Source organism: Flavobacterium caeni, assembly GCF_900101895.1.
GTDB classification, from domain to species: domain Bacteria; phylum Bacteroidota; class Bacteroidia; order Flavobacteriales; family Flavobacteriaceae; genus Flavobacterium; species Flavobacterium caeni.
Map to the genome: position 1 here is coordinate 1 of NZ_FMVF01000054.1, position 2,113 is coordinate 2,113.

Sequence of the window (2,113 nt, forward strand, 5' to 3'; positions counted from 1 at the left end):
ACTGAGTACTCTCTGCCAAGATAAGACTTTCTTCGTGAAGAAAAAACGTCCGGCCACGAAAAACCAGCTCTTGCTTAACTGCGCTGTTACCAGCAGGTGAAATGTTTTCCATAGATTTGTATAAATTATAATTTTATGTCTAAGGAAAAAAAAAGTGTAAGTCGAAATTTGTTTGATAATATTAATATTTATCCTAAAACTTTTGAAGCTATAGAAAAATCATATTCAAAAGAGGAATTGTTTAATTATAATATTATACGCATAGAATTTACTGCTGAGTATATTGTTTCTAACATGAAAAATCATTTAATTGAAGACATCGAGAAAGATTTGGACGATCGCAATAGGTTTCGCAAGCCTGAAGATTATTATAACATAAGCGATTTTCATTTTGAGATTTTTCAATATAGAGAGTTTGGTACTTACGATGTAGTTTCAGATTTCGAAAGACCAAAAGGAAATGATTATGTTTTTATTTACGATCAAGAATTAGAGTTTCAGCCTCCTGAAGAATATATTTCTAAGTATTACAATTATCATGATGTCTTAACTTTAATAGAGGAAAATATAAAAATAACAATCAGTGATTTTTCAAGATTCGATTATAATTTCGAATTAAAATTTGAAGGTGAAAATTTAATTTTTATTCTTGATTAGTGGCTACTCGCTGCGTCTTCACTTGCTGGTAACGTTTCGCGCAATTACGCAGGCGCGTTCTAGCGGGACGAGTTCTCTCTGCCGAAGATAGACTTTCTTCGTGAAATACAAACATTCAACCTGCTCAAATCCAGCGCTTGCTTAATTGCGCTGTTGGCAGCAGTTGCTATTTGCGCCGATCTACAAATTCTATTTTAGTTATACTTTTATATTCCCAACTTGAATATCCATATCGAAATTTTGCAAAAGCAATATTTGCAATAAATGTAATTGAAAGTCCAAAGAATAGAAGCAAAATTATTCCATATTGCTTTTTCGCAAAATCAGGTCTTCGGATTAAATTAAAAATTAATCCGAAGAGTAAAATTATAACTAACGAAAATGATATTAAATTGATATAATGCGCAATTTGTGGACCTTCAAAAAAACCAATAAACATCGCTGCAAAACTTGCAGTGAAAGCAATTATTGTCAAACAGATAAATAATCCAAATTTACTAGGCTTCATTTTCGCAATGTTTTTCCGGCAATTGCTGCCAACGTTAGGCCGCTTCACGCGGTTGCGGATCAAAGCGGACTGAGTTCTCTCTGCCGAAGATAAAACAATGTTCGTGAAACCGCAACTTTCGGCTACCGAAAACCCCGCAATCGCTTGAAACGGCGGTTATGGGCTGGTTTTACTGTAAACTATCAACGATTTTAGACAGTTGTAATTTATATTTGACCTTTGAAATATTAATATCTTTACTTTCAATTTCACCTTTGCGAAAATGAGCTTTTAATGCTTTTTCAATGATTTGAATTTGTGCATTCAATGATTTTGCTTGATCAGCGTAAGTTAAACCTTCAAATGTTTTCTCGTCGATGCCGTGAGTGCCTTTTTTCATGGTTGCAAATTTTAATTTAGAATACTTTTAAAAACAAAATAATCATCTCCGCTAATTTTTAGTTGTGTGAATTCAGAATAATTTATTAGATAATCTTGAGATAAACCATTCTCTAAATAATCTCTGATTCCGTTTTCAACGAAATAAATCACACGATTTGCAATTTGAGAATTATAAGGAACTATTAATTTAATCTCGCCAAAAAACGAATTGTGGACTGTAACTACAACAATATGTTTTTGATTTAAATCTCCTTCACGATATTCTATAGCCTTGTGCTTTTTATCATTAATATTTTGGTTTGGCCGACTATTGTCTCGACTTTTACAATCAACACATAATTTAAACCGTAAATTAAATTTTCCTCCGCAATTAATGCATTCCTCGTTTTCATCAAAAACTTTTGGATCAATCATTTCATTATGTTTTTAAATTATATTCAATTTGACGATGGTCGTCCTAAAAACTTGCCCATAACGTTAGGCGCATTTGCGCAAATGCGGCGCCAGCGAACTGAGTTGCCTCTGCCAAGATAAAACTTTCTACGTGAAACAACAACTTCCGGCTAC

Annotated in this window: 4 protein-coding genes; 1 reads left to right on the forward strand and 3 read right to left on the reverse strand. The window is 32.9% G+C overall.

Annotated features, from left to right (window positions below):
* The first annotated feature begins 135 nt into the window (after positions 1-135).
* The gene (locus BLP55_RS16405; RefSeq protein WP_091147428.1) at positions 136-657 is read left to right on the forward strand and encodes a hypothetical protein; all 522 of its coding nucleotides are present in this window, start codon (positions 136-138) and stop codon (positions 655-657) included.
* Positions 658-823: 166 nt separating this feature from the next.
* Here the strand turns inward: BLP55_RS16405 and BLP55_RS16410 are convergent, their stop codons facing one another.
* The 3 genes from BLP55_RS16410 to BLP55_RS16420 all read right to left on the reverse strand — a co-directional run bounded on the left by BLP55_RS16410 (position 824) and on the right by BLP55_RS16420 (position 1,960).
* Complete coding sequence (locus tag BLP55_RS16410) at positions 824-1,165, reverse strand: hypothetical protein (protein ID WP_091147432.1); 342 nt, start codon at positions 1,163-1,165, stop codon at positions 824-826.
* A 169-nt stretch (positions 1,166-1,334) separates the two neighbouring features.
* Positions 1,335-1,544, reverse strand: coding sequence for a hypothetical protein (locus tag BLP55_RS16415; RefSeq protein WP_091147436.1), 210 nt, complete (start codon positions 1,542-1,544; stop codon positions 1,335-1,337).
* 11 nt (positions 1,545-1,555) lie between these two features.
* On the reverse strand, positions 1,556-1,960 hold the full coding sequence (locus BLP55_RS16420; RefSeq protein WP_091147440.1) for a hypothetical protein: 405 nt from the start codon (positions 1,958-1,960) through the stop codon (positions 1,556-1,558).
* Between the last annotated feature and the right edge of the window lie 153 nt (positions 1,961-2,113).

Excerpts from the sequence above, each read along its gene's own strand:
- BLP55_RS16405 (WP_091147428.1), top strand. The coding sequence starts at position 136 with ATGTCTAAGGAAAAAAAAAGTGTAAGTCGAAATTTGTTTGATAATATT.
- BLP55_RS16410 (WP_091147432.1), bottom strand. The coding sequence starts at position 1,165 with ATGAAGCCTAGTAAATTTGGATTATTTATCTGTTTGACAATAATTGCT.
- BLP55_RS16415 (WP_091147436.1), bottom strand. The coding sequence starts at position 1,544 with ATGAAAAAAGGCACTCACGGCATCGACGAGAAAACATTTGAAGGTTTA.
- BLP55_RS16420 (WP_091147440.1), bottom strand. The coding sequence starts at position 1,960 with ATGATTGATCCAAAAGTTTTTGATGAAAACGAGGAATGCATTAATTGC.